This is a genomic window from Mycobacterium sp. 852002-51971_SCH5477799-a (assembly GCF_001667145.1).
Classification (GTDB): domain Bacteria; phylum Actinomycetota; class Actinomycetes; order Mycobacteriales; family Mycobacteriaceae; genus Mycobacterium.
Genome location: NZ_LZIF01000106.1, coordinates 112,905 through 138,417 on the forward strand (window position 1 = coordinate 112,905; position 25,513 = coordinate 138,417).

23 protein-coding genes and 1 pseudogene are annotated in these 25,513 nt (G+C 67.5%); 8 read left to right on the plus strand and 16 right to left on the minus strand.

The genetic code is table 11. The features are described from left to right. Positions 1 to 140: 140 nt before the first annotated feature. The 6 genes from ag85A to glf form a co-directional block, all read right to left on the minus strand. A complete protein-coding gene (ag85A, locus tag A5753_RS16215; protein WP_067130043.1) occupies positions 141 to 1,184 on the minus strand; it encodes a diacylglycerol acyltransferase/mycolyltransferase Ag85A in 1,044 nt (347 codons plus the stop codon). 391 nt (positions 1,185 to 1,575) lie between these two features. Then, a complete protein-coding gene (gene aftB, locus A5753_RS16220) occupies positions 1,576 to 3,549 on the minus strand; it encodes a terminal beta-(1->2)-arabinofuranosyltransferase (protein WP_304441439.1) in 1,974 nt (657 codons plus the stop codon). Further along, a complete protein-coding gene (locus tag A5753_RS16225) occupies positions 3,536 to 4,444 on the minus strand; it encodes a decaprenyl-phosphate phosphoribosyltransferase (protein ID WP_067130049.1) in 909 nt (302 codons plus the stop codon). The genes aftB and A5753_RS16225 overlap by 14 nt, the downstream gene beginning before the upstream one ends. Further along, a complete protein-coding gene (locus tag A5753_RS16230) occupies positions 4,441 to 4,983 on the minus strand; it encodes a phosphatase PAP2 family protein (protein WP_197694713.1) in 543 nt (180 codons plus the stop codon). Before A5753_RS16230 ends, A5753_RS16225 begins: the two co-directional genes overlap by 4 nt. Next, positions 4,976 to 6,886 carry a glycosyltransferase gene (locus A5753_RS16235; protein ID WP_067130052.1) on the minus strand — a complete coding sequence of 637 codons (1,911 nt, stop codon included), beginning with the start codon at positions 6,884 to 6,886 and terminating at the stop codon, positions 4,976 to 4,978. The genes A5753_RS16230 and A5753_RS16235 overlap by 8 nt, the downstream gene beginning before the upstream one ends. Beyond that, positions 6,883 to 8,094 carry a UDP-galactopyranose mutase gene (glf, locus tag A5753_RS16240; protein ID WP_067130054.1) on the minus strand — a complete coding sequence of 404 codons (1,212 nt, stop codon included), beginning with the start codon at positions 8,092 to 8,094 and terminating at the stop codon, positions 6,883 to 6,885. Before glf ends, A5753_RS16235 begins: the two co-directional genes overlap by 4 nt. Positions 8,095 to 8,349: 255 nt before the next feature. Between glf and A5753_RS24905 the strand changes: the two genes are divergently transcribed. Together A5753_RS24905 and A5753_RS16250 are read left to right on the plus strand one after the other, a co-directional pair. Next, entirely contained in the window at positions 8,350 to 9,450 is a 1,101-nt protein-coding gene (locus tag A5753_RS24905; protein ID WP_231990091.1) for a PirG, read from the plus strand. A 126-nt stretch (positions 9,451 to 9,576) separates the two neighbouring features. After that, positions 9,577 to 11,220: an N-acetylmuramoyl-L-alanine amidase gene (locus A5753_RS16250; protein WP_369829324.1), complete on the plus strand. Its 1,644-nt coding sequence runs from the start codon at positions 9,577 to 9,579 to the stop codon at positions 11,218 to 11,220. Positions 11,221 to 11,226: 6 nt separating this feature from the next. Here the strand turns inward: A5753_RS16250 and A5753_RS16255 are convergent, their stop codons facing one another. Genes A5753_RS16255 through A5753_RS16270 form a run of 4 tightly spaced genes read right to left on the minus strand, consistent with a single transcriptional unit; the run spans position 11,227 to position 14,406 of the window. After that, positions 11,227 to 12,042 carry a Cof-type HAD-IIB family hydrolase gene (locus tag A5753_RS16255; protein ID WP_067130063.1) on the minus strand — a complete coding sequence of 272 codons (816 nt, stop codon included), beginning with the start codon at positions 12,040 to 12,042 and terminating at the stop codon, positions 11,227 to 11,229. Between the two features lie 34 nt (positions 12,043 to 12,076). Further along, on the minus strand, positions 12,077 to 12,862 hold the full coding sequence (locus tag A5753_RS16260) for a 1-acyl-sn-glycerol-3-phosphate acyltransferase (protein WP_067130066.1): 786 nt from the start codon (positions 12,860 to 12,862) through the stop codon (positions 12,077 to 12,079). A 14-nt stretch (positions 12,863 to 12,876) separates the two neighbouring features. Continuing rightward, a complete protein-coding gene (locus A5753_RS16265; RefSeq protein WP_067130069.1) occupies positions 12,877 to 13,632 on the minus strand; it encodes a 1-acyl-sn-glycerol-3-phosphate acyltransferase in 756 nt (251 codons plus the stop codon). Positions 13,633 to 13,638: 6 nt separating this feature from the next. After that, a complete protein-coding gene (locus A5753_RS16270; RefSeq protein WP_067130072.1) occupies positions 13,639 to 14,406 on the minus strand; it encodes a 1-acyl-sn-glycerol-3-phosphate acyltransferase in 768 nt (255 codons plus the stop codon). A gap of 150 nt (positions 14,407 to 14,556) precedes the next feature. On the opposite strand from A5753_RS16270, the gene A5753_RS16275 reads away from it, so the two are divergent. Beyond that, positions 14,557 to 16,107, plus strand: coding sequence for an MBL fold metallo-hydrolase (locus A5753_RS16275; protein ID WP_067130075.1), 1,551 nt, complete (start codon positions 14,557 to 14,559; stop codon positions 16,105 to 16,107). Then, positions 16,104 to 16,436: a hypothetical protein gene (locus A5753_RS16280; protein ID WP_067130078.1), complete on the plus strand. Its 333-nt coding sequence runs from the start codon at positions 16,104 to 16,106 to the stop codon at positions 16,434 to 16,436. Before A5753_RS16275 ends, A5753_RS16280 begins: the two co-directional genes overlap by 4 nt. On the opposite strand, the gene A5753_RS16285 is transcribed toward A5753_RS16280, so the two are convergent. Together A5753_RS16285 and A5753_RS16290 are read right to left on the minus strand one after the other, a co-directional pair. After that, positions 16,433 to 18,007 (minus strand): NAD(P)/FAD-dependent oxidoreductase, encoded by a 1,575-nt coding sequence (locus tag A5753_RS16285; protein ID WP_067130081.1) that lies wholly within the window; start codon positions 18,005 to 18,007, stop codon positions 16,433 to 16,435. The genes A5753_RS16280 and A5753_RS16285 overlap by 4 nt on opposite strands. Positions 18,008 to 18,068: 61 nt before the next feature. Further along, positions 18,069 to 18,701 (minus strand): TetR/AcrR family transcriptional regulator, encoded by a 633-nt coding sequence (locus A5753_RS16290; RefSeq protein ID WP_067130084.1) that lies wholly within the window; start codon positions 18,699 to 18,701, stop codon positions 18,069 to 18,071. A 68-nt stretch (positions 18,702 to 18,769) separates the two neighbouring features. Here A5753_RS16290 and A5753_RS16295 point away from each other — a divergent pair, with 68 nt between their 5' ends. Further along, positions 18,770 to 19,252 carry a DUF2834 domain-containing protein gene (locus A5753_RS16295; RefSeq protein ID WP_067130086.1) on the plus strand — a complete coding sequence of 161 codons (483 nt, stop codon included), beginning with the start codon at positions 18,770 to 18,772 and terminating at the stop codon, positions 19,250 to 19,252. Here A5753_RS16295 and purT read toward each other — a convergent pair. Continuing rightward, positions 19,233 to 20,432: a formate-dependent phosphoribosylglycinamide formyltransferase gene (purT, locus tag A5753_RS16300; protein WP_067130089.1), complete on the minus strand. Its 1,200-nt coding sequence runs from the start codon at positions 20,430 to 20,432 to the stop codon at positions 19,233 to 19,235. The genes A5753_RS16295 and purT overlap by 20 nt on opposite strands. After that, complete coding sequence (gene serS / locus A5753_RS16305; RefSeq protein WP_067130091.1) at positions 20,429 to 21,691, minus strand: serine--tRNA ligase; 1,263 nt, start codon at positions 21,689 to 21,691, stop codon at positions 20,429 to 20,431. The genes purT and serS overlap by 4 nt, the downstream gene beginning before the upstream one ends. A 113-nt stretch (positions 21,692 to 21,804) precedes the next feature. Here serS and A5753_RS16310 point away from each other — a divergent pair, with 113 nt between their 5' ends. From A5753_RS16310 to A5753_RS16320, 3 genes and pseudogenes are all read left to right on the plus strand, one after another. Further along, positions 21,805 to 23,259 carry a septum formation family protein gene (locus A5753_RS16310; protein ID WP_067130094.1) on the plus strand — a complete coding sequence of 485 codons (1,455 nt, stop codon included), beginning with the start codon at positions 21,805 to 21,807 and terminating at the stop codon, positions 23,257 to 23,259. Positions 23,260 to 23,263: 4 nt separating this feature from the next. Beyond that, positions 23,264 to 23,680, plus strand: a pseudogene (locus A5753_RS16315) (metallopeptidase family protein); the annotation flags it as partial. Next, on the plus strand, positions 23,681 to 23,872 hold the full coding sequence (locus A5753_RS16320) for a hypothetical protein (RefSeq protein ID WP_067130100.1): 192 nt from the start codon (positions 23,681 to 23,683) through the stop codon (positions 23,870 to 23,872). An 8-nt stretch (positions 23,873 to 23,880) separates the two neighbouring features. Here the strand turns inward: A5753_RS16320 and A5753_RS16325 are convergent, their stop codons facing one another. Together A5753_RS16325 and pheA are read right to left on the minus strand one after the other, a co-directional pair. Then, positions 23,881 to 24,567 (minus strand): histidine phosphatase family protein, encoded by a 687-nt coding sequence (locus A5753_RS16325; protein WP_067130103.1) that lies wholly within the window; start codon positions 24,565 to 24,567, stop codon positions 23,881 to 23,883. Beyond that, positions 24,564 to 25,508: a prephenate dehydratase gene (pheA, locus tag A5753_RS16330; RefSeq protein ID WP_067130106.1), complete on the minus strand. Its 945-nt coding sequence runs from the start codon at positions 25,506 to 25,508 to the stop codon at positions 24,564 to 24,566. Before pheA ends, A5753_RS16325 begins: the two co-directional genes overlap by 4 nt. Positions 25,509 to 25,513 lie beyond the last annotated feature (5 nt).

Consider the following 25,513-nt stretch of genomic DNA (forward strand, 5'->3'; position numbering starts at 1 on the left):
TCGTGTAGTCGCTGAAAGCACATTAGCCAGGGCCGTAGTTCCCCCGCGCGCCGGGTAGTGAAACAAATCACACACGCCGCAAACGACCAGCGGCGGAAACCCCGAAGGGTTCCCGCCGCTCGTCGTACTGCTTGGTGTGTTTAGGTGCCCTGGCCGTTACCGGCGTTGGTGGTCGCGGCCGTAGCCGGACCCGCACCCGGGGTGGCGCCCAGCGTCGACTGCAGGTCGGGCAACATGGCGTGCACCTGCGCGCCCCAGTAGGGCCAGTCGTGGGTGCCGTTGGCGTCGAAGTTCCACACCGCGTTGTGGCCACCGGCGCCGTTGTAGGCCTCCTGGAACTTCAGGTTGCTGGTCCGCACGAAGCCCTCGAGGAACTTCGCCGGCAGGTTGTCCCCACCCAGGTCCGACGGCTTGCCGTTTCCGCAGTACACCCAGATGCGGGTGTTGTTCGCGACCAGCTTGCCGACCTGAAGCGAAGGGTCGTTGCGGGCCCAAGCCGGGTCCTCCTTCGGGCCCCACATGTCGGCCGTCTTGTAGCCGCCGGCGTCACCCATCGCGAGACCGATCAGCGACGGGCCCATCCCCTGCGACGGGTCCAGCAACGCCGACAGCGAGCCGGCGTAGACGAACTGCTGGGGGTGGTAGGCGGCCAGGATCAGCGCCGACGAACCGGCCATCGACAGACCGACCACGGCGCTGCCGGTCGGCTTCACCTGCTTCTGCGACGAGAGGTACTCGGGCAGCTCGCTGGTCAGGAAGGTCTCCCACTTGTAGGTGGTGCAGCCGGCCTTACCGCAGGCGGGCTTGTACCAGTCGGAGTAGAAGCTGGACTGGCCACCGACCGGCAGGGCAACCGAAATGCCGGACTGGAGGTACCACTCGAACACCGGGGTGTTGATGTCCCAGCCGTTGAAGTCGTCCTGCGCACGCATACCGTCGAGCAGGTACAACGCCGGCGAGTTGGCGCCACCGCTTTGGAACTGAACCTTGATGTCGCGGCCCATTGCGGCGGACGGAACCTGCAGGTACTCCACCGGCAGACCGGGGCGCGAGAAGGCCCCGGCGGTCGCCGAGCCTCCGACGGCGCCAATCAGGCCCGAGAGCAGCGCCGCACCCGCGGCCGCCACGACGAGCCGGCGCGGCATACCCGCCACGGCGCCACGCAATCTGTCGACAAGCGTCATCCTTGCTTCCTCATCCTTCTTGCGGCCTTTCGGCGCATTTCACCGATCGGTCACTGTCTTGATTGGTCGAACTGCCTGCACGAACCCGAATACACGGCTCCTTATCGGGCCGTCCCGGCCCGCATCATCGCCACGCTAAACGCAGGAGTGCCCGTGTAGTCAACCACACGTTATGCCATTCGGTCGCATCGAGGCACGGGCGCCGACCGTCGAGCGGCCCTCCTACCCAGCGGTTTTCAACCCAAACATGTGTCTAAAAGGCGGTGATTTCACGTGTGCCTCGCGGCGGTCGCCAGCTGGTGAGAGGCCAAATGTGATGTTGCTGCCATTGTTTCGCGGCCGGTGCGCCCTGATTTATTCGGCGTTTGCCGAATTTTCTTCTGCGCGACGCTTACTCGCGAGGCGGGGGCGGCGCCTCGTCGGGCACCGGCAGCCCACACCGGGCCAGTTCGTAGCGCGGCACCCGGTCGATCCGGTATTTGGTGAACTGGAAGGAATTCACCAGGTTGGACAAGAAGCGGTGCGGGGTCATCGGCGCGCGCACCGAGCTGAGCACCGCCTTCGTCTCCGGGCATTGCAGCGCCGAAACCGCCTCGGCAACCCACTGTTGATCCAGGTAGCCCGGAATACCCGGGGGCAGCTTGACCCAAGGGCCGTCGGCGATCACCCAGTCGGGAAAGAGGTTCTTGTCGTGCCCGATGCGGCCGTGCTTGAGCCGTTCGGTGTGTTGCGCAAGCGGATTCGCCAAGCCGATCTGATCGATCACCCTGACATCGAGCCCAACATTCATGCCGACCATGCCGAGGTTGGTGAAGAACACTGCATGCTGGGGCTTTTGCGCGGACTTGTCGCCCGGCGGCGGCTGGGCCTGCGGCACCAAATCCCACTGGGTGTAATTGCCCGACGGCAGCAGCAGCGCACCGTCGGGAGTGTTGTTGATGGCGGTCAGGATGGCCGCCATCCGCGGATAGCCCAGGTAGTCCGCCGCGGTCAGCGGATGCGCGTTACCGGTGGCCTGGGAGTAGAAGCGGCGTTCATCGACGATCCCGGAGTACGTGACGTGAGTGGCGTCATCGCCCATCCCCGGTGAATTCGCCGCCCACAGGGCCCATCCGGCCAGTCCCAGCCACAACGCGCCGGCTGCGCCGGCGACCCAGTTACCTGTCTCGCGCGAATAGTCCTGGCCGTCGGGGACCGCGATCGGGACCACCGCGATCGGAGCCAGCAGACAGAACAGCGGGGCCAGCAGCACCCGGGCGTGCATGAAGTCGCCGCCTTGCCGGATCCAGTAGAGGGCCTGCACCAGCCCGCTGACCAGTACCCACGCCACCACGGCGGGCGGGCTGTGCACGGCACGGGCGAACCGCCCGTAGTTGGGCGCCAGCGCGGGACGCAGGAATGACGGCCGCCGACGGGCGGCGAACAGCAGCAGACCCAGCGGTACGAGTAGCACCAGCGGTATCCACACCGCGTACGGCGCGTCGAAGTTGAAGAGGTAGATCATGCCCTGGGACCACTTGTCGCCGGCCGCGTCCTTGGCCAGCGCGGTGCCCGGCACCAGCAGCCCGTAATAGCCCATCCGGAAGATTTCGTAGGCGACGGGCAGGAAACCCCCGGCCACCACGATCAGCGCCCGGCGGCGCCAGGTCCGGGCGGCGACGAGCATCATGATCAGCGCCAGGCCGCCCATGAGCGCCAGTTCCGGCCGGATCAGCACACTGAACCCGGCAACGAACGCCAGCAGGCCGGCGAACACCTTGTTATCCGCTCGGTTGCGCACCGGTTGCGCCCAGCAGACCATCATCCACCACAACAGCCCGAGATAAGCCAGCGCCAATCCGCTCTCCAGGCCGGAGGTGGCGAAGTCCCGCGCCGGCGGCAGCGCGACGTACACCAGCGCGCCGGCGGGCAACATGATGGCCTTGCGGCCCCGCAAACTGGGCGCGTACAGCCGCGCGGCGCCCAGCATCACCCACGCCACACCCACCACCGAAAGCACCAGCGCGAGCGCGAGCGCGACGTATTCCATGCGCAATGGGCCGCCGATCCAGCTGCCCACATACATCAGGTAGGTCCAGGCGGTGGAGGTGTTGGCCTCCACGCGCTCACCCTGGTTGAACACCGGTCCGTTGCCCGCGAGCAGATTGCGCACCGTGCGCAGCACGATGAGGCCGTCGTCGGCGATCCACCGGCGCTGCCAACTCCCCCAGCCGAACAGGATGGCGACCAGCGCGACGCTGATCCACAGGCTGACCCGCACCATCGTGGTGTACGGAAACACCGGCCAGCCGGGCCGCCTGATCACCGGCCGGGTCCGCATCATGCGCGCTTTGAGAGCCTGCAGTTCGGGGCTAACCGAAGGCAACAGCGGCTCCGACTGTCGCGATCCACGCCAGCGCCAACGCCTGCAACACCCGGTCCCGCAGCGCGATGTCTTCGGGTTCGCCGGCCAGCCCGCCGTCCACGTCGACCGCGTAACGCAGGATCGCGATGGTGAACGGGACCATGGACACCGCGAACCAGGACCCCGAGTGGTGGTCGCGCTCGAACGCCCACAGGCCGTAGCAGATCACCACCGCGGTGGCCGACAGCGTCCAGACGAATCGCAGGTACGTGCTGGTATAGCTCTCCAGCGACTTGCGAATCTTGGCGCCGGTGCGCTCGGCGACCTGCAGCTCGGCGTAGCGCTTGCCGGCCACCATGAACAGCGATCCGAACGCGACGAACAACAAAAACCACTGCGACAACGGGATTTTGGTGGCCGCACCACCGGCGATGGCCCGCAGCAGATATGCCGACGACACGATGCAGATGTCAAGCACCGCTTGGTGTTTGAGACCGAAGCAGTACGCCAGCTGCATCCCGAGGTAGACGGCGATCACCAGCGCCAGGTTCGGGGTCACCAGCCACGAGATGGCCAGCGAGGCCACACCCAGTACCACCGCGAGCATGTAGGCCAGCCACTCGGGCACCACGCCGGCGGCGATCGGGCGGAACCTCTTGGTCGGGTGCTCGCGGTCGGCGTCGATGTCGCGCACGTCGTTGACCAGGTAGATCGACGACGCCGCCAGGCTGAACACCACGAACGCCACGCCCGCCTTGGTCAGTACGTCGGCGTAGTCGTAGCGGACCGGGCCGCCCAGCGCGGCCAGCGGCGCGGCCAACACGATGACGTTCTTCACCCATTGCCGGGGGCGCATCGCCTTGATCACCCCGGTGACCAGATTGCCCGGCGGTCGGGTCACGACGTCCTCACTCATTCGGCTCCACCTCTTGCGACCTCTCCGGCGCGGCGCGCGATCGCCGCGACGACGGCACCCAGGGCGATGCCGAACGCCACGTCGCTGGGGTAGTGCACTCCCAGCAGCATCCGTGACAGCGCCATCGGCGGCACCAGGACCGCGGGCAGCGGCAGACCGGTGGTCCGGCCCAGCAGAATCGCGGCGGCGGTGGTCGAAGTGGCGTGTGCCGACGGGAAACTCAGTTGACTCGGAGTACCGACGTTCACCACGACCGCGGGATCGTGCGGCCGCTTGCGGCGCACGATTCGCTTGACGATGACGGCGGCGGCGTGCGCGGCGAACGCCCCTGCCCCGGCCACCAGCCAGTCCCACCGCCGTTTGGGTGAAAGCAGGGCTCCGAGCGCGGCGACGCCCACCCAGCCCAAGCTGTGCTCACCGAAGTAAGACAGCGCGCGCGCCACGGGTAGCACCCCGGGGCGATCGCTCAATGCGGCCTGGACGGCGACGAGCGCGGCCACTTCGCCGCGCGGCGCCTCTGCGGCGGCGGCCTCATGCATGTTCTGCAGCCGGCTGGGGGCACCGCCCGCTTGCGGGGAGCAACGCCGTCTCCCACTTCTGCTTGCTGGACAACACCGGCAGCGCGCCGCGGTACACCCGGCGCATCTCGTCGAACCGGCTGAGCAGCTTGCGCTGACGGCGCAGCGATGCAAACAACAGCGACAACATCTTTCGCCTGTCCCGCTGGCGGTAGACCACGCCGCAACCGTCGGCCGTGGTGACCGTCACGCCGTCGACCGTGCACAGCCGGAACCAGCGCGCATCCTGGGTCGGCACGTTGAACTCGGGCCGCGTGTGGGATTCCGGGTCGGCCTTGGTCATGTTGTGCAGGATTCCGCGGGCCAGCCGGTAGCCGATCGACACCGGGTTCACCGGCGGCCTCATCGCCTTGGTCTTGTGCTGGGGCGAAGCGAGTTCGCTGGCCGCCGGCAGCACGACGGCGTCCGGGTATTCCTTGCGCAGGCGATGCACCTCGGGCAGCGCGGATTCCAGGATCGAGAAGATGTGTTCGGGTCCCGCGAGGAAGTCGTCGATGGCCCGGTTCTGGATTGCGACCGTCGAATACTCAAGGCAGGCAAGGTGTTTCAGTGTCGCCTTGAGGTGGCTGCGAACCAGGCCGGTGATGTCGCCGTCCCAGTGCAATGCCGCCACCACCAGCCGGTTGCGCAAGTGGAAGTAGGCCTGCCAGTCGATGGCGTCGTCCTTGTCGCTCCAGGCCATGTGCCAGATCGCGGCGCCGGGCAGCGTGACGGTCGGGTAACCGCGCTCGCCGGCGCGCAGCCCGTACTCGGCGTCGTCCCATTTGATGAACAACGGCAGCGGTTGGCCCAGTTCCTCGGCGACCTGGCGCGGGATCATGCACGTCCACCAGCCGTTGAAATCGACGTCGATGCGACGGTGCAGCAGTGCGCTGCGATCGTTCTTGTCGTTCAACGGGAATCTGGCGAAGTCGTGGTCGTACTCGGCGTGCGGCGCGGCGGTCCACATGAAGTTCGCCTGGTTGACGACCTCACCCATGATGTGCAGGTGCGACGGCTCCTGCAGGTTCAGCATCTGCCCGCCGATCAGTGTCGGCGTCTTGGCGAAACGGTTGAGCGCCAGGACCCGCAGGATCGTGTCCGGCTCGATGCGGATGTCGTCGTCCATGAACAGAATCTGTTGGCAGTCCGTGTTTTTCAGGGCCTCGTACATCACCCGGCTGTAGCCCCCGGAGCCGCCGAGGTTGGGCTGATTGTGGATGGACAGCCGGCTGCCCAGGCCCGCGGCCGCCGCCGCGAAGTCCGGATGGTCGCGCACCTTGCGCACACCTTGGTCCGGGACGATCACCGCACCAATCACCTCGTCCACCAACGGATCCGCGGTGAGGTCGGCCAGTGCGTTGACGCAGTCGGCGGGGCGGTTGAACGTGGGGATGCCGACGGCGATGTTGGCCGTGCCCGGAGCGGGCTCGGTGGCATACCAGCCGCCGCTGATCAGGTTGACCTCAGTGTCGGTGGTGATGTCGAACCAGATCCAGCCACCGTCCTCGAAAGGCTTGAGCGCCACCTCGATTTCGACGGTGGCCGGCTGGTCGTCGGTACCGACGAATTGGCGCCCCTCCACGGAGATGCGCACCCCGGTGGCCTTGGTCCGGTAGACGTCGACGCGGCCGGTTCCGGTCAGCTCGACCCGCAGCACCACCGACTGACAGATGGACCACCGTCGCCAGTAGCTGGCCGGGAACGCGTTGAAGTACGTGGCGAACGACACTTCGGACTCTTTGCCGATCTCCAGCGAGGTGCGGCTGGTGGCGTGGGCGCGCCGGGCGTTGGTCGTCGACTCCTCGAGATACAGCTTGCGCACGTCGAGCGGCTCGCCGGGACGCGGCAGGATGATCCGGGACAGCAGGCTCACGGCAGTCACTTGCGCGCGTCTTCCTCTTTGTTCTGGGCTTCGATCAGGGCTGCGCCGTCCCGCAGGTGCGGCGCCAGGACGTTGTCGTACATGTTCAGGGCGCTGGCGATGGCCATGTGCATATCCAGGTATTGGTAGGTGCCCAGCCGGCCGCCGAACAGTACCTTCGACGACGCGGTCTCGGACTTCGCCCGGGCTCGATAGGCGGCCAACAGGGCGCGGTCGGACTCGGTGTTGATCGGATAGTAGGGCTCGTCATCGTCCTCGGCGAAGCGCGAATACTCCCGCATGATCACGGTCTTGTCGGCGGGATAGTCGCGCTCGGTGTGGAAGTGACGGAACTCGTGGATACGGGTGTACGGCACGTCGGGGTCGTTGTAGTTCATCACCGGCGTGCCCTGGAAATCCCCGATGGGCAGCACTTCCACCTCGAAGTCGAGCGTGCGCCAGCCCAGTCGGCCCTCGGCGTAGTCGAAGTAACGGTCCAGCGGCCCGGTGTAGACGACCGGCGCGTCGGGGCTGTCCGCGCGCAGTTGGTCGCGCACGTCGAACCAGTCCGTGTCCAGCCTGACCTCGATGCGCTCGTCGGCGGCCATGTTGCGCAGCCACGCGGTGTAGCCGTCGACGGGCAGGCCCTCGTAGGTGTCGGAAAAGTAGCGGTTGTCGAAGGTGTAGCGCACCGGCAGCCGGGTGATGTTCGCGGCGGGCAGCTCCTTGGGATCGGTCTGCCACTGCTTGGCCGTGTACCCCTTGACGAACGCCTCGTAGAGCGGTCGGCCGATCAGCGAGATCGCCTTCTCCTCGAGGTTTTGCGCGTCGGCAGTGTCGATCTCGGCGGCCTGCTCGGCGATGAGCTCGCGGGCTTCGTCCGGGGTGAAGTACTTACCGAAGAACTGCGACACCAGGCCCAGCCCCATCGGGAACTGGTAGGCCTGCCCGTTGTGCATTGCGAACACCCGGTGGCGATAGTCGGTGAAGTCGGTGAACTGCCGCACATAGTCCCAGACCCGCTTGTTGGAGGTGTGGAACAGGTGCGCACCGTACTTGTGCACCTCGATGCCGGTGGCGGGCTCGGCTTCTGAATAGGCGTTGCCACCGATGTGTGGTCGGCGGTCCACGACGAGGACGCGCTTCCCGAGCTGGGTAGCCACGCGCTCGGCAATGGTCAGTCCGAAGAATCCAGAGCCGACGACGAAAAGATCGAAACGAGCGGTCATCGGTTGCTTAGGGTATCCGACCGCGTGGCCCTAACCCATTTGGCGAGGCCATGCGGCGGCGTTGGCTCCGTGAAGACGGCCGTTGCGGCGCCCGAGTTCTGCCATCACAGTCGGGGTCGCAATTGCCTCACGATTCAATATCACCACTCTAGTAACAGCTTCACCACTCGTACCATCGACTTTGTGTGATTCCCGCCAGATATAGGAGCGGTGGGACGCGCCGACACAACACATAGTCAGATTGAGGAGACTTCCGTGCCGAACCGACGCCGACGCAAGCTCTCGACAGCCATGAGCGCGGTTGCCGCCCTGGCAGTGGCGAGTCCTTGCGCGTACTTCCTTGTTTACGAATCAACCGCCAGTAAGGCGCCAGAGCATCACGAGTTCAAGCAGGCCGCGGTGATGAGCGATCTGCCCGGTGAGCTGATGGGCGCGCTGTCGCAGGGCTTGTCGCAATTCGGGATCAACATGCCCCCTATACCCGCGTTGAATGGGGGTGCTGCCGGCACGCCTGGTCTCGCCAGCCCCAGCCTGGGCGCCCCAGGCCTCGGGACCCCCGGTCTGGGGACGACTGGCCTGACCAATCCGGCCGCGACCAGCCCTGGCTTGACCAGCCCTGGCTTGACCAGCCCTGGCTTGACCAGTCCCGGCTTGACCAGCCCTGGCTTGACCAGCCCCGGTTTGGCGAGCCCTGGCCTGACGAGCCCCGGTACGGCGCCCATGACGCCCGGGCTCACCGCGCCCGGCGCGTTGCCGACCACCCCCGGCGGTGGCGTCGCGACCCCGGGCGCGGGACTCAACCCTGCGCTGTCCAATCCCGGGCTGACCAGCCCGGCCGGGGTCACGCCGGGCCTGGGTGGCCCGACTTTGTCGCCGAGCGAGGTGCCGATCGACTCCGGGGCCGGACTGGACCCGGGCGCCGGTGGCACGTACCCGATCCTGGGCGACCCGTCCACCTTCGGTAACGCTTCGCCGATTGGCGGCGGCGGTACCGGTCTGGGCGCCGGCTCGGGCACCGGTGGCGGTGCCAGTGGCGGCCTGGTCAACGATGTGATGCAGGCTGCCAACCAGTTGGGCGCCGGCCAGGCGATCGACCTGCTCAAGGGCCTGGTCATGCCGGCCATCACCCAGGGCATGCATGGCGGCGCCGGTGCCGCGAGTGCCCTGCCGGGTGCCGCGGGCGCCCTTCCGGGTGCCGCGGGTGCCCTGCCGGGCGCCGCGGGTGCCCTGCCGGGTGTGGCGGGTGCGCTGCCGGGTGCCGCGGGTGCCCTGCCGGGCGCCGCGGGTGCCCTGCCGGGTGTGGCGGGTGCGCTGCCGGCGGCCGCCGGTGCGGTACCGGCACTTCCCCCCGTGTAGTCCAGTCAAACTCTCCACAAGACGGCACCGCAGGTATCTGCGGTGCCGTCGATTATGTGGAGATTCGCCAGCCCGCGACCCGTGTCGTCCCACAAATAACATCAGAAACACACGTAACATCGCCTGGTGTCTCGCAGTCGTGCGCCGACGATGTTGCTCACCGCCATCGCGGCGACCGCAGTCCTCGTCTCGTGGGTGACGGACACGACCCGCGATCGCGGCACCACCGGCCCGCCGTCGTCGCACGGCACCCAACTCGCCGAGCAGCCGCTGATCGGCCTGGGCCCGGGCGTCACGGTTCGCGAAATCAGTCAGGCCACCGCGTTCTCCCTGGTCGCCCTGACCGGCGACCTGGCCGGCACGTCGACCCGCGTGCGCGCGAAGCGCCCCGACGGCAGGTGGGGCCCCTGGTATCAGACCGAATACGAGACGGCGGCACCGGACCCGGCGGGGCCGGACCCCAGCGCGGCGACGGAGGGGCCCCGCGGCACCGATCCGGTGTTCGTCGGCACCACCACGACCGTCCAAATCGCCGTCACCCGCCCGCTCGACGCGACGGTGACCCAAACGCCGCCGGCGCCGCCGAGCGCCAAGTCCGATCTGGGCTACAAACCGGCATCGCGGGAACAGCCCTTCGGGCAGAACATTTCGGCCGTCCTGATCTCCCCACCGCAAGCCCCGGCCAAAACGCGTTGGACGCCACCGGCCGGGGTCTTGATGCCCGGCCAGGCTCCCCCCATCATCAGCCGAGCCGAATGGGGCGCCGACGAGTCGTTGCGATGCGGTAGTCCGCAGTACGACAACGGGATTCGCGCCGCCGTCGTGCACCACACCGCGGGCAGCAATGACTACTCGCCGCTTGAATCGGCCGGGATCGTCAAGGCCATCTACACCTATCACAGCAAGACGCTGGGCTGGTGCGACATCGCCTACAACGCGCTGGTCGACAAGTACGGCCAGGTGTTCGAGGGCAGCGCAGGCGGTCTGGCCAAGGCGGTCGAGGCCTTCCACACCGGCGGGTTCAACCGCAACACCTTCGGTGTGGCAATGATCGGCAACTTCGACGACCTGCCCCCGACCCCCCTCCAGCTCAGAATGATGGGCCGGCTGCTCGGTTGGCGGCTGGGCCTGGACGGCGTCGACCCCAAGGGCACGGTGCAATTGGAGTCGGCCGGTAGCCACTACACCACTTTTCCGGCCGGCTCCATCGCGACGCTGCCGACCATCTTCACCCACCGCGACGTCGGTAACACGGATTGCCCGGGCAACGCCGCCTACGCGCTGATGGACGAAATGCGGGATATCGCATCACATGTCAACGATCCGCCGGAAGAACTACTCAAGGCGTTGGAGGGCGGTGCGATCTACGACCATTGGCAAGCGATCGGCGCGATGAACAGCGTGCTGGGCGCGCCGACCTCGCCGGAAGACGACGCAGAAGGTGATGCCCGCTTCGTCACCTTTGCCCGCGGCGCGATGTACTGGTCACCCGAGACCGGCGCCCAGCCGGTCACCGGCGCCATCTACGACGCATGGGGTTCGCAGAGCTACGAACGTGGGCCGCTCGGGTTGCCGACCAGCGCGGAAATCCAACAGCCGCTGCAGATTACGCAGAACTTCCAGCATGGCACGCTGAACTATGAGCGGCTGACCGGAAATATCACCGAGGTGGTGGACGGGATCACGGTTCCGCTGACGACCGAATCGCCAAGCGGCCCAACGGTACCGACCGAGCACTTCTCGCTGCCGTCGCATCCGACACCGACATAACCGGCGCTAGAGCCACCAGCGTTCCAGCACCCGGCCCACCCCGTCATCATTGTTGGCGGTGGTGATCTCGTCGGCGGCCGCCTGCACATCCGGATGGGCATTGCCCATCGCCACGCCATGTCCCGCCCACCGCAGCATCGGCAGGTCGTTGGGCATGTCGCCGAACGCCACCACCTCCTCGGGAGCGATCTTGCGCGGTCGGGCGATCTCGTCGATGCCGGTGGCCTTGCTGGTCCCCGGCGGCACGATCTCGATCAGGCCGTTGTTGGTGGAGTAGGTGATGGCGGCCCCGGCACCGACGTGCTTGACCAGTTCGGCCGCCATGTCGTCGCTGCGGGCCCCGGAGCGGCGAATGAGCAGCTTGATCGCCGGGGCGCTGAGCAGATCCTGGATCGAGACCTCGGTGTTGTCCGGGTTCAGCCAGGCATGCTCGTATCCCGGCGAGCTGACGAACTGGGGCGTCGCGGTGTCGTGGGCGCTTTCGCCGATGCGCTCGACGGCCAGCCCCGCGCCGGGGATGACACGGGTCGCCAGCTCCGCCAACTCGGCCAGCGTGTCGACGGCCAGGGTGCGGGTGGAGATCACCCGATCCGTCGCGGCGTCATAGATGACGGCGCCGTTGGCGCACACCGAGATCGGTGCGAAGCCGAGCGCGTCGACGACGGGACGGATCCAGCGCGGCGGACGGCCGGTCGCCACCACGAACTGCGCACCGCCGGCTACGGCGGCGCGGATGGCGTCGCGGGTGCGCACAGAGATCTTCTCGTCATCGTCGAACAAGGTGCCGTCGACGTCGCAAGCGATGAGCGCCGGCAGGGTCATCGAAACCGTCCACCTTGGCAGCTGGCCGGACCGCTCAATGCAGCCCGCTCTGGATCTGCCCCGGTCGCGTCACGCCGTCGGTTCCGTACCTGTGCATCCGCTCCCGCAACTCCGACAACCGGAGCGCCCGGGAATCCTCCTGGGTGGGCGCGCTGCCGCCCAGCCGCCGCGGCACCCAGAACTCGTCCTGCGGGTGCGGATATTCCTCCTGCACCGAATACAGCAGGTCGTTCATCGCCGACCGCAACAGCAGGTTGAGTTCCTCGGGCGTGCCCCGCGGCGCCAATGGCGGCCCGGCCGCGACCGTGATCGGGACTTTGTTGCGGAACACCTTCTTGGGATGGTCCTTCGGCCAAATCCGATGAGCGCCCCACACCACGATCGGAACGATCGGCACCTGGGCGTCCAGCGCCATGCGCGCCGCCCCGGTCTTGAACTCGCGCAATTCGAAACTGCGGCTGATGGTCGCCTCGGGATGCATCCCGATCAACTCGCCCTCGCGCATGCGTTGCACGGCCACATCGAAAGCGTCGTGTCCCGACCTGCGATCCACCGGGATCAGCCGGGCGTGATTGATGACGTAGTTGACCGCCTTCACGTCGGCCATCTCCGCCTTGATCATGAAGTACGCCCGCCGGCGGCGCTCACGTACGGCCATCAGCGTCGGCAGCCAGTCCAGGTAGCTGGTGTGGTTCTGCGCCAGCAGAGCGCCGCCGCGCGCGGGGATGTTTTCCAGTCCGTGATAGGTGAACTTGGTCCCCTGCATCGCGACCATCGGCGGGACGATCCATTCCCCCAGCCGGTAAAATCCCTCGGGCATGCCTTCTCCTTCGCCTACTGCGGCGGGTGCTCGGCCCGTTTAGCCGATCGAGCCGCCGCCTCGGTGGCCTCCCTGCGAGCGGCCTCGGCCAGCGTCGGCGCTCCGCCGCCCAGCCGGTGCGGCATCCAATACGCTCCGGGTTCACCCGGATAGTGCTCTTGCGCCCGGTGCAGCAAGGTGGTCATCGAGTCACGCAGGGCAGCGTCGGTCTGCGCGATGTCTTCGCGCGCCCGGATCGGCGCGCCTACCTGCACAGTAATGGGTGTCTTCGCGCGGCCCACATTACGTGGGTGATCCTTGGTCCAGATTCGCTGCGCTCCCCAGACGATCACCGGCACGACCGGGACGTCCGCTTCCAACGCCATCCGCGCGGCGCCGGACTTGAACTCCTTGAGCTCGAAGCTGCGGCTGATCGTGGCCTCCGGATACACCCCCACCAGCTCGCCCTCGCGCAGCCGCTGCACCGCGACCGCGTAGGCGCCCGCCCCGGCGCCGCGGTCCACCGGGATGGTGCGGGTGTGCCTGATCAGGAAATTGACGGGCTTGACCTGCTGCATCTCGGCTTTGATCATGAACCTCAGCCGACGTCCCCGCCGGTGCACGGCGAGCGCGGCGGGCAGAAAGTCGACATAGCTGGTGTGGTTGATCGCCACCACGGCGCCGCCCCGCTCGGGAATCTGCTCCTCACCGCTATAGGTGATCCTGGTGCCGGTGGCCTTCACCAGAAGATGAGCCAGAAGCTCCAGAGCGCGGAAGGTCGGCTCCACGATCGATCGCTACTCCGGCGCCCCTGCGGACCGGGCCCGCCGAGCCGCCCGGGCGGCCGCCTCCTCGGCCTCGAGCTGGGCCGCTTGCGCCAGGGACGGGGCCCCTCCGCCCAACCGGTGGGGCACCCAGAACTCCCCGGCAGGGTGCGGCCCGTACATTTCCTGCGCGCGCTCCAGCAGATGCTGCATGCGCGAATGCAGCAGCCCCTTGAGTTCCTCGATGCCCAGCGTCGGCTCGATCGGTTCGCCGACCAACACCGTGATCGGCACTTTCGGCCGCCACAGCTTCTTCGGATGATCCTTGGTCCAGATCCGCTGGGCGCCCCAGACGATGTGCGGAACGATCGGCACCCCGGCCTCGACGGCCATGCGCGCGGCCCCCGATTTGAATTCCTTGATCTCGAAGCTGCGGCTGATCGTGGCTTCGGGGTAGACGCCGACCAGCTCGCCGTCCTTGAGGTTCCGCACGGCGTCCTCGAAGGAGGCCGCGCCGTCTTGCCGATTCACCGAGATGTGCCGCAGGCTGCGCATGATCGGCCCGGTGATCGTGTGGTCGAAGACCTCCTGCTTGGCCATGAACCGCACCTTGCGGCCCAGGCCCTGCTTGTACGCCGGCAATCCCGCGAAGGTGAAGTCCAGGTAGCTTGTGTGGTTGATCGCTACCACCGCGCCGCCGCTTTTCGGCAGGTTCTCGACACCCGCGACGGTGATTTTCAGACCCTGGACGCGCCACACCAGGCGGGCGAGTTGGATGACAGTCCCGTAAACCGGTTCCACAGCACCTCAGCCTAATGCTCCCCGCCGTGCGCCGTCACCGGACGGCGTTGGCGGGCCGAGCGTGGCTGCTCGCGCTAAGCTCGGGGGCTGAAAAGCCGTCATCCCCGGCCGAGGCCGTAACGGCCTTCTACCGGCCCCAGGAAGGTATCAGTGCAGGTCACCAGCGTCGGCCACGCCGGATTTCTGATCCGGAGCCAAGCGGGCAGCATCCTTTGCGACCCCTGGGTCAACCCTGCGTACTTCGCGTCCTGGTTCCCGTTCCCGGACAACAGCGCCCTGGACTGGGACCAACTGGGTGACTGCGACTACCTATATGTGTCGCACCTGCACAGGGACCACTTCGACGCGAAAAATCTGGCCGAGCACGTCAACAAGGACGCGGTGGTGTTGCTGCCGGACTTCCCGGTGCCTGATCTGCGAAATGAGTTGCAGAAACTGGGTTTTCACCGCTTCTTCGAGACCAGCGACTCGGTCAGGCACCGCCTCAGCGGCGCGGGCGGCGACCTTGACATCATGATCATCGCCCTGCGGGCACCGGCGGATGGCCCGATCGGTGACTCGGCTCTGCTGGTTTCCGACGGCGCGACAACGGTTTTCAACATGAATGACGCGCGGCCGGTGGACCTGGACGTGCTGGCGTCGGAGTTCGGGCACATCGATGTGCACCTGCTGCAGTACTCCGGGGCCATCTGGTATCCGATGGTCTACGACATGCCGGCCCGCGCCAAGGAGTCGTTCGGCGTCCAGAAACGGCAACGTCAGATGGACCGCGCCCGCCAGTACCTCGCCCAGGTCGGGGCGACGTGGGTGGTCCCGTCCGCGGGACCGCCCTGCTTCCTGGATCCCGAGCTACGCGACCTCAACGACGACCACGGCGATCCGGCCAACATCTTCCCCGACCAGATGGTGTTCCTGGACCAGATGCGCCGGCACGGCAACGAAGGCGGGCTGCTGATGATCCCCGGTTCGACCGCCGACTTCACCGGCTCCACCCTGAATTCGCTGACTCATCCGCTGCCGACCGACCAGGTCGAGGCCATCTTCACCACGGGCAAGGCGGACTACATCGCCGAGTACGCCGAGCGGATGGCGCCCGTCGTCGCCGCGGAGCGGGCCAGCTGGGCACCCGCGAGCGGGGAGCCGCTGCTCGAACCGTTGCGCGCGCTGTTCGAGCCGATCATGTCGCAGAGCGACGAGATCTGCGACGGGATCGGCTACCCCGTCGAATTGGTGCTCGGGCCCGAGACCGTGATCCTGGACTTTCCTAAAAGGACTGTGCGGGAACGTATTCCGGACGAGAAGGTTCGCTACGGATTCGCGATAGCGCCGAAGCTGGTCCGCACCGTGCTGCGCGACGGCGAGCCGGACTGGGTCAACACCATCTTCTTGTCGACCCGTTTCAGGGCCTGGCGGGTCGGCGGCTACAACGAGTACCTCTACACGTTCTTCAAGTGCCTGACCGACGAACGCATCGCCTACGCCGACGGCTGGTTCGCCGAGACGCACGATGACTCGGCTTCCGTCACGCTGGACGGCTGGGAGATTCAGCGCCGCTGCCCACACCTAAAGGCCGACCTGTCGAAATTCGGTGTGGTGGAAGGAAACACGCTGACCTGCAACCTGCATGGCTGGCAGTGGCGGCTGGAAGACGGGCGCTGCCTGACCGCGAAGGGCCACCAGCTGAGGAGTTCGCGGGCGTGAACGACTCCTATGATGACGGCCTGGTCCAGCTGGACCGTGCGGCGATCACGTTGCGCCGCTACCACTTTCCATCGGGAACGTCGAAGGTGATCTCGCTCGAGGCGATCCGCGGCTACAAAGCCGAGCAGCTGGGTCTTTTCACCCACCGGTTCCGGATATGGGGCAGCTCGGACTTTCGCCGCTGGCTGCCGCTGGACATCAGCCGGCCGTTCAAGTCGACATTGATCACGCTGGACGTCCCGGGCACCCGGCCCTCACCCGCGTTCACTCCGGTGCGCCCCGACGAATTCACCGCCCTGTTGGACGAGCTGCTGGGCCAGCGCGGTTAAGACGCCTTTGCGCTGTCCCGGTCGGCGAGCGCTTGTCGCGCCGCGTTGTAGCCGGGAATGAAGGTGATTCCCGGCCCGCCATGGCAGCCCGCGCTGCCCAGATAGAGCCCTGCGATCGGGATCGGCTGGCCGAGGAAACCCCGCGGCCCGGGCCGGTTGGGACCGATCTGGTTGGCATTCAACAGGCCGTGGCAGTAGTCGCCGCCGGGGGCGCCGAACATTACGCCCATGTGTTTGGGCGTGAAGATGGTGTGCCGGATGATGCCGCGTTCGAAATTCGGGGCGAGCCGGGTGATCTTGTCGATCACCCGCTGGCCCATTTCCACCTTGGCCTGCCCGTAGTCCACATCGCCCTCGATCGGGAAGAACAGCGCGAACGCGGACGCGGCATGCTTGCCCTCCGGCGCGAGGCCCGGGTCGTTCTGCGACGGGATCTGCAACACGACCGTCGGGTCGGTCGGGACGATTCCGCGCCGCGCGTCCTCCCATTGCTGCTGAACTTCTTCCGGCGTGCAGAACAGGCCGATCGAGGCCTGCATGGCCGGCTCGTTGAGGGCCTCGTAGGGCGCGGCGAAGGCGGGAGCCTCCTCGAGCGCGAAGTGCATCTGCAGGTAACTGCCGCGGTGGTCGATGCGCGCGTAGCGTTCGCGGATGTCGGCGGGCAACACGGCGGGATCGATCATCTCGTTGAGCGTGACGTCCGGCGCGACGCCGGAGACCACGATCGGGGCATTCAGCGTTTCCCCCGCCTCGGTGCGCACGCCGGTCACCCGCCCGTCGGCGACCAGGATCTCAGTCACCTTGGTACGCAACCGAAGTTCGCCGCCGTGGCCGGCCAGCACGTCGCACAGGTGCGAGGTGAGCGCGCCGATGCCGCCGCGCAGCTTTTTCATCTGCATGGTGTCGCCGTCGGGAACGCCGAGGCCGAAGGCGAGCGCGGCCGCGCTACCCGGCGTGCACGGACCTCGATACAGCGTGTTCACGGCCAGCACGGTCATCGAGCCGCGCAGCGCCCCATGCTTCTGGTGGTCGGGCAGGTAACGGTCCAGCACATCGGTGACCGATCCGAACAGCATGTCGTCAATCGCCGAGCGCTCGAATTCGTTTGTGGCACAGGCATACATCTCGTCGATGCTCTTGGGTGGCGTCCCGGCCTCGAATCGGCCCAGCGCGCGGGTAGGCCCCTGACTCCAGGCCATCAGCCCCGCCATACCGTTGACGGCGTCCGCCCCGTGCACCTCGTTGAGGTGGGTGAACAGCTTGAGTGGGTCGCTGTACTGCACCAGCGGATCGTCACCCACACCGCGCACCGCCACCGACATCACGTCCAGGTCGATCGTGGGAATGGTGTCCAGGCCCAGCTCGTCGACCACTACCTGCGACGTCGGGAATTGCACCGAGCCGGCGATCTCGAACTGGTATCCCTCGAAAAGCTCTACGGTGGAAGCCATGCCGCCCGCATACAGCTTGGGATCCAGGCACAGGGTCTTCAGTCCGGCCTTCTGCAGCAGCACGGCCGCGGTCAGCCCGTTATGGCCGGCACCGATAACTATCGCGTCGTAATCAGTCATGTCCTGCCCTCCGGAATGGAGGCTCGCACGACGGCAAAGTTTTGTCAATTATGACGAAACTTTATGGTCGCGCCGCCGTGACCCAGGAATCGGTGATCCCGGCTCGCAGCGACTCCAGCGCCGCATGGCACAGCCGCGCGAGTTCGCCCAGAGAGCGCTCGTCACTGACCATCCAGACCTCCATCGCGCCGAACACCGCGGCCGCAATGCATCTGGCGGTCACCGCGGCACGCACTCGTTGGTCCGCCGTCGGATGCGCGCCGTTGGCCCGGCGGCCGCGCCGCTGCAACTGCGCGCCGATGGCGTCGGCGAAGTCGGCCTGGACCTCCCGGATGTGCCGAACGATGCGGCCGGGATCCAGCTCGTCTTGGCGCAACGCGGCGATTTTGGTCACGGCCTCGACGTCATAGGGGAAAGAGAAGATGGCCGCCTGCACCGAATCGATGATGGGTTCGTCTGCCGGCCTGTCGTCCAGCGCGGAACGAAACCAATGCAGGCCGGTGTAGTCGGCGAACAACAGATCGTGCTTGGAGCTGAAGTGGCGGTAGAACGTCCGCAGTGACACCCCGGCGTCGGCGGCGATCTGCTCGGCCGACGTGTCCTCCACACCCTGGGCGAGAAATCGCACCAGGGCGGCCTGGCGTAACGCCTCGCGCGTGCGTTCGCTGCGCGCCGTCTGAGCGGGCCTGACCATGGGAAGAAGGTAGCAAAAATCTTTTGACATTATTGACAAAACTTTCAACTGCGCGCGACACTTCGCGCATGGCCTCCATCATCATTCACTTCCTGCTGGGACTTGCCTGCATCGCCGGCATCATCGCCTCCAACCCGAAGATCTACGCCAGACCCCAAGGCGGCCCGTGGCTTTCGCGATTGGAATGCGTGTATTACGTCGCCGGCATAGCGTCGATCGTGTTCGGATACTGGTTCAACATCCATTTCGTGATGGCCGCGCACGGCCAGGGCAACCTGATTTCCGGGCCGGCCAGCTACCCGGAATTCATCAAGGGCCAATTCGCCACGCCGGCCTGCGGCTCGGGGAATCAGGATTACATGATCGCGAATGTCATTCTGATGCCGGTGTTTACCATCATCGACGGCCTCCGGCGCGGCATCCGGCGCCCGTGGCTGTTCTTCCTGTCGAGTTTCTTCACCAGCTTCGCGTTTCCGTTCGCGTTCTACTTCGCGACGATGGAACGCCAGCGCCGGCACGAGCGCGCTGCGGTCACACCGGTCGCGGCCTGACCCGACGCGCCGCCTCGACAGCGTTGCGCCGCGCCGTGTCCACGTCATCGGCGTGAGCCAGCGCGACACCCATGCGCCGTTTGACGAAGCTCTCCGGCTTCCCGAACAGGCGCAGATCCGTGCGCGGTACCCGAAGCGCCTCGTCCACTCCGTCGAAGACCACGCCCTTGGCGTCCACACCGCCGTAGATCACCGCGCTCGCGCCGGGCGTCTTGCACGTCGTGTCCACCGCAAGGCCGAGAATGGCGCGAGCGTGCAGCTCGAATTCGTTCTGCCACTGGGTGATCATCGTGACCATGCCGGTATCGTGCGGCCGCGGGCTGACCTCGTTGAACCACACCTGGTCGCCCTTGACGAACAGCTCGACCCCGAAAATGCCTTGCCCGCCCAGCCTTTCGGTGATGGCACGGGCGATCAGCTGCGCGTTTTGCAGCGCGGCGGCCGACATCGGGTGCGGTTGCCAGCTCTCGACGTAGTCGCCGCTGACCTGCCTGTGGCCGATCGGCGCGCAGAAATGTGTGCACACCTCGCCGTCGTCACCGCGCGCCCGCACCGTCAAAAGTGTTATCTCGTAATCGAAGTCGACGAATCCCTCGACTATTACGCGGCCGTGGCTGACTCGGCCCCCGGCCATCGCATAGGCCCAGGCCGCCGCGACATCCCCGGGCCCGTCGAGCTTGCTCTGACCCTTGCCCGAGCTGCTCATCACCGGTTTGACGACGCAGGGGTAACCGATGACCTCGGCGGCGGAATGCAATTCGGCCAGCGAATCGCAGAACCGGTACGGGCTGGTGGGCAGGCCGAGGGTCTCGGCCGCCAGGCGCCGGATTCCCGCACGATCCATGGTCAGCCGCGCCGCGAGGGCGGTGGGGATCACCCGCACGACGCCGGCCGCTTCCAGTTCCTCGAGCACGCCGGTGGCGATGGCCTCGATCTCCGGGACGACCACGTCCGGCCCTTCGGCCTCGATCAGGGCCTTGAGCTGGTCCGGATCCGACATCGTGATGGTCCGCGCGTGATGGGCGACCTGCTGGCCCGGCGCGTTGTCGTAGGAGTCGACCGCGATGGTCTCCACGCCTAGGCGCTGCAGCGCGATCAGCACCTCGCGGCCGAGTTCGCCGGCGCCGAGCAGCATCACCCTGGTCGCGTTCGGCGACAGAGGCGTTCCGATGGCGGTCATCGAGCGACGGGCTCCAACACCGCGGCACCGACGAACGGCACCAGTGCCTCGGGCACCCGCACGCTGCCGTCGGGCTGCTGGTGGTTCTCCAGGATCGCTACCAGCCAGCGCGTGGTGCCCAGCGTTCCGTTGAGGGTGGCCGCGGTCTGCGGTTTGCCCGCCTCGTCGCGATACCGGGTGGCCAGCCGGCGTGCCTGGAAGGTGGTGCAGTTGGACGTCGACGTCAGCTCGCGGTAGGTGCCCTGGGTGGGAACCCAAGCCTCACAATCGAATTTGCGGGCGGCCGACGAGCCGAGATCGCCCGCGGCGACGTCGATCACCCGGTACGGCACCTCGATTCGGGCCAGCATGTCGCGCTGCCAGCCCAGCAGCCGCTGGTGTTCGGTCTCGGCGTCGGTGGGCGTGCAGTAGACGAAGGCCTCGACCTTGTCGAACTGATGCACCCGGATGATGCCGCGGGTGTCCTTGCCGTAGCTGCCGGCCTCGCGACGGAAGCACGTCGACCATCCCGCATACCGCAGCGGGCCGCCGGACAGGTCGAGGATCTCGTTCATGTGATAGCCGGCCAGCGGCACCTCCGAGGTGCCCACCAGGTAGAGGTCGTCGGCCTCGACCCGGTAGACCTCGTCGGCGTGCGCGCCGAGGAACCCGGTGCCGGCCATCACCTCCGGGCGCACCAGCACCGGCGGAATCATCGGACTGAAGCCGTTCTCGACGGCCAGCCGCAGCGCGAGCTGCAGCAGGCCCAGCTGGAGCAGCGCGCCCTTGCCGGTCAAAAAGTAGAACCGCGACCCGGACACCTTGGCCCCACGCTGCATGTCGATGAGCCCGAGCGATTCACCTAGCTCAAGGTGGTCCTTCGGGTCGTCGATCGCGGCGGGCTCGCCGACCACGTCGAGGACGGCGAAGTCGTCCTCCCCACCCGCGGGCACGCCGTCGATGACGACGTTGGAGATCGCCATGTGCGCCGCGGTGAAGGCCGTCTCCGCGTCGGCCTGGGCTGTTTCGGCGGCCTTCACCTGCTCGGCCAGTTCCTTCGCGCGCGCCAGCTTGGCCGGGCGCTCCTCGGGAGACGCCGCGCCCACGCTCTTGCTGGCGGACTTCTGCTCCGCCCGCAGACCGTCGGCCGACGAGATCGCGCCCCGGCGGGCGGCGTCGGCCGACAACAGGGCGTCTACCAGTGACGGGTCCTCCCCGCGACTGAGTTGGGAGCGGCGCACGGCGTCGGGGTCTTCCCGGAGCAGCTTCAGGTCGATCACGGCCCTGAGACTACTTTCACCGCGTCCGGCCGACTGCCAGAGCATCCATCCCGCGAGCGTCACAGGACTCACATCCATAACTTTCGTCAACCATCTCAGGCGCTGCTGTCAGAATGGAGCGGATGTCGCAAGCGCCCGAGAAAGAACTGTCGGAAGGCCACGCGGTCGAGTCGTCCGTCGCCTCGACCGATGAGTCGTCCGCTCACGAGCCGTCGGCCTTCCTCTGGCCGCGCAGCCTGCAGGCCAGGGCGACCCGGCGCGCGTTGCTGCTGACCGCGCTCGGCGGCCTGTTGATCGCGGGGCTGGTCACCGCGATCCCGGTCGGGGGCCCCGGATCGGGACGGTTCCTCGACAGCAGCCCCGTGCGCAGCACCGGCACCAAGAGCGACGCCGCCTTCAACCGCGCCGGCACGGGGGAATGCCTGATGTGGCCGGACACCACCCCGGAATCTTCGAAGATCGTCAACTGCGGCGACGACCACAAGTTCGAGGTCGCCGAATCCATTGACATGCGGACGTTCCCGGGCGCCGAGTACGGACCCAACGCCGCCCCGCCGACGCCCGCGCGCATTCAGCAGATCACCCAGGAGCAGTGCGAAGCCGCCGTCCGCAATTACCTTGGCCCCAAGTTCGATCCGAACAGCAAGTTCACCGTCAGCCTGCTGTGGCCCGGCGACCGAGCCTGGCGCCAATCCGGCGATCGCCGCATGCTGTGCGGCCTGCAGCTGCCGGGCATGAGTAATCAGCAACAGGCCTTCAAGGGCAAGGTCGCCGACGTCGACCAGTCCAAGGTGTGGCCGGCCGGCACGTGCCTGGGTATCGATTCGGCGACCAACCAGCCGACCGATGCGCCGGTTGACTGCGCGGCGCCGCACGCGATGGAAGTCACCGGCACCGTCAACCTGGGCGAGAAGTTCCCCGGCGGCCTGCCCGCCGAGCCGGACCAGGACGGCTTCATCAAAGACTCGTGCACGAAGATGACGGACGCGTATCTGGCGCCGGTCAAGCTGCGCACCACCACCCTGACGCTGATCTACCCGACGGTCCCGCTGGCCAGTTGGACGGCGGGCAGCCGCGAAGTGGCCTGCAGCATCGGCGCCACGCTGGGCAACGGCGGCTGGGCCACCCTGCTGAACAGCGCCAAGGGTCACCTGCTGATCAATGGTCAACCGCCGCTGCCGCCGCCCGACATTCCCGAAGAGCGGCTCACCATGCCGCCGATTCCCCTTCAGGTTCCGGCGCAGCCGCCGTCCACCCAGACCGGTCCCGGCACCGGCTCGGCGCCGGAAATGCCGCCGGACAACCAGCACCTGCCCGGCCAGCAGCCGGCTCAGCAACCCCAGCAGGCACCGCAGCAGCAGGCTCCCGCCCAGCAGGCTCCGCCGCCGGCGGATAACAGCGCCCCGCCGGCCAATCCGGCACCCGAGGCGCCCGCGCCGGCGCCCCAGCCCGCGCCGCCGGCCAATCCGGCACCCGAGGCGCCCCAGCCCGCGCCGCCGGCGAACGCCGCGCCACCGGCCAACCCCGCGCCGCCGGCGCCGCCAGCCGAGCCGCCGCCGGGAGGCTAGCCGGGTGTCCGTGCGGATGAATCCGCAGCGTTTCGACGAATTGGTCTCCGACGCCCTGGACCTGATCCCGCCCGAGCTGGCCGCCGCCATGGACAACGTCGTCGTCCTGGTCGAAGACCGCCATCCCGAAGACGCCGAACTGCTCGGGCTGTACGAGGGGGTGGCACTCACCGAACGAGACTCCGACTACTTCGGCTCGCTGCCGGACGCCATCACCATCTACCGCGAGGCGCTGCTGGACGTGTGCGAATCCGACGACGAGGTCGTCGAGGAGGTGGCGATCACGGTCATCCACGAGATCGCGCACCACTTCGGCATCGACGACGACCGGTTGCACGAGCTGGGCTGGGCCTGAGCACGCCGCCGGATTTCCGGGCGCGGCATCCCGGATTTGTCCGCGCCGGGTGCTATGAACTCACCTATGAGCATTGACTGCCGCGACTGCCGGGCAGGCTTAGACCACTGTCACGGCACCATCATTCGCCATGCGCTGCACCGGTCGGAATGCACGGAGCCGGACTGCTTCACTCCCGAGGTGTTGTTGCACGCCTTCGTCATCGACTGCGACGCCGTCGGCTGCGCATGCACCGAAGTGATCGCGCTGGCCGTCTGACCGAGAGGTCAGCCCATCGGGTCGGTGCTTGACCGCACCGCGTCCGCGACCGGGGTCGCTTCCTCCTTGGAATAGAACGGCGGCGTCAAGCTACCCCAGCGCACACAACTCCACCGCCCATCGGTGATCGGGGTCAGAGCCACCGATTCGGTGTTGTCCAGGTGATTGTCCAGCGCGAAGTCGGCCTCCACACCCGCCAGCACCGCGGCGGCCAGCCGAATCGCCGCTCCGTGGCTGACGAGAACGATGTCGCCGTGAAAGTCGTGGTTGTCGAGGTAGCGCAGGCGCAGGTCGGTGAGCACCGGCAGGTAGCGGTCCAGCACCTCGTTGCCGGTTTCGCCACCGGGCAGCGCGACGTCGAGCTCGCCGTGGTGCCAGCGCTCGTAGATCGCGTTGAACTCGGCGACCGCGTCGTCGTCGTTGCGGTTTTCCAGCCGCCCGACCTGGACCTCGTGGATGCCGGCCATCTCGATGGCGGGCATCTCGAGCTGGCTGCCGATCACCGCGGCGGTCTGCAACGCCCGGGTGGCCGCCGAGTGCGCGAGCATCGCCGGCCGCCCCGAATGGAGTGCGAACGCGCGGGCCTGGTCGCGGCCCAACGGGGTCAGCTCCGCGCCCGGCGGGCGTGTGTCGAGCCGGCGCTCGACGTTCCCGAAGGACTGGCCGTGTCGCACCAGGATCAACCGACCGCTCACCGCTGCGACCCCCGCGCGTCGGGCTTCCCGTTACGCAGCTGAGTGAGCCAGCGCGCCGCCTCGTCGGCCGGCGGCGGCAACGCTCCGGCTGGTGAGCCGGTGGGCCAGGACCCTAGGTATCGCACATCAGCACAACGACGGTGCAGCGCTTTGAGTGCCTCGGCGACGGCGTCGTCGTCGATATGGCCCACACAATCGGCGAAAAACCGGTAGGTGCCCAGTCCGGTTCTGGTCGGCCGGGATTCGATGCGGGTCAGGTCTATGCCACGGACGCCGAACTCGGCGAGCACGGCCAGCAATGCGCCGGGCGCGTTGTCGATCTGCAGCACCACCGAGGTGCGATCCGCTCCGGTGCGCGCCGGCGGTGGCCCCGGGCGACCGACCAGGAGGAAGCGGGTGCGGGCGTTGGGTTCGTCGACCACCCCCCCGGCCAGCGTGGCCAGGCCCCAGCGCTCGGCGGCCAGCGGGGAGGTCACTGCGGCGTCGACGTGGCCCTCGGCCACCTGGTGGGCGGCGTCGGCGTTGGAGTACGCGGGTCGCAGCTTGGCGTCGGGGAGGTTGGCGGCCACCCAATGGCGCACCTGGGCCGCCGCCACACTGAAGGCCGCCAGCGTCCGCACGTCCGCGGCGGCGCGGCCGGGTGTGACCACGATGCTGAATGCGACGTTCAGCGTGGTTTCGGCGAACACCTGCAGGGGCGAGCCGATGGCCAGGCTGTCCAGTGTGGGCGTGACGGAACCGTCGATCGAGTTCTCGATCGGGACGCAGGCGTAGTCGGCGGCCCCGTCGCGCACGGCGTCCAGCGCCGCCGAGTTGCTGTCGACCGGCGAGGCTTGGACGGCGCCCAAGCCGTCTTCAGGGACCAGGCCTGCGGCGGTGATCTGTCGCAGCGCCGCCTCGGTGAACGTCCCCTCTGGACCGAGGTATGCGATGCGGGCCACGTCCC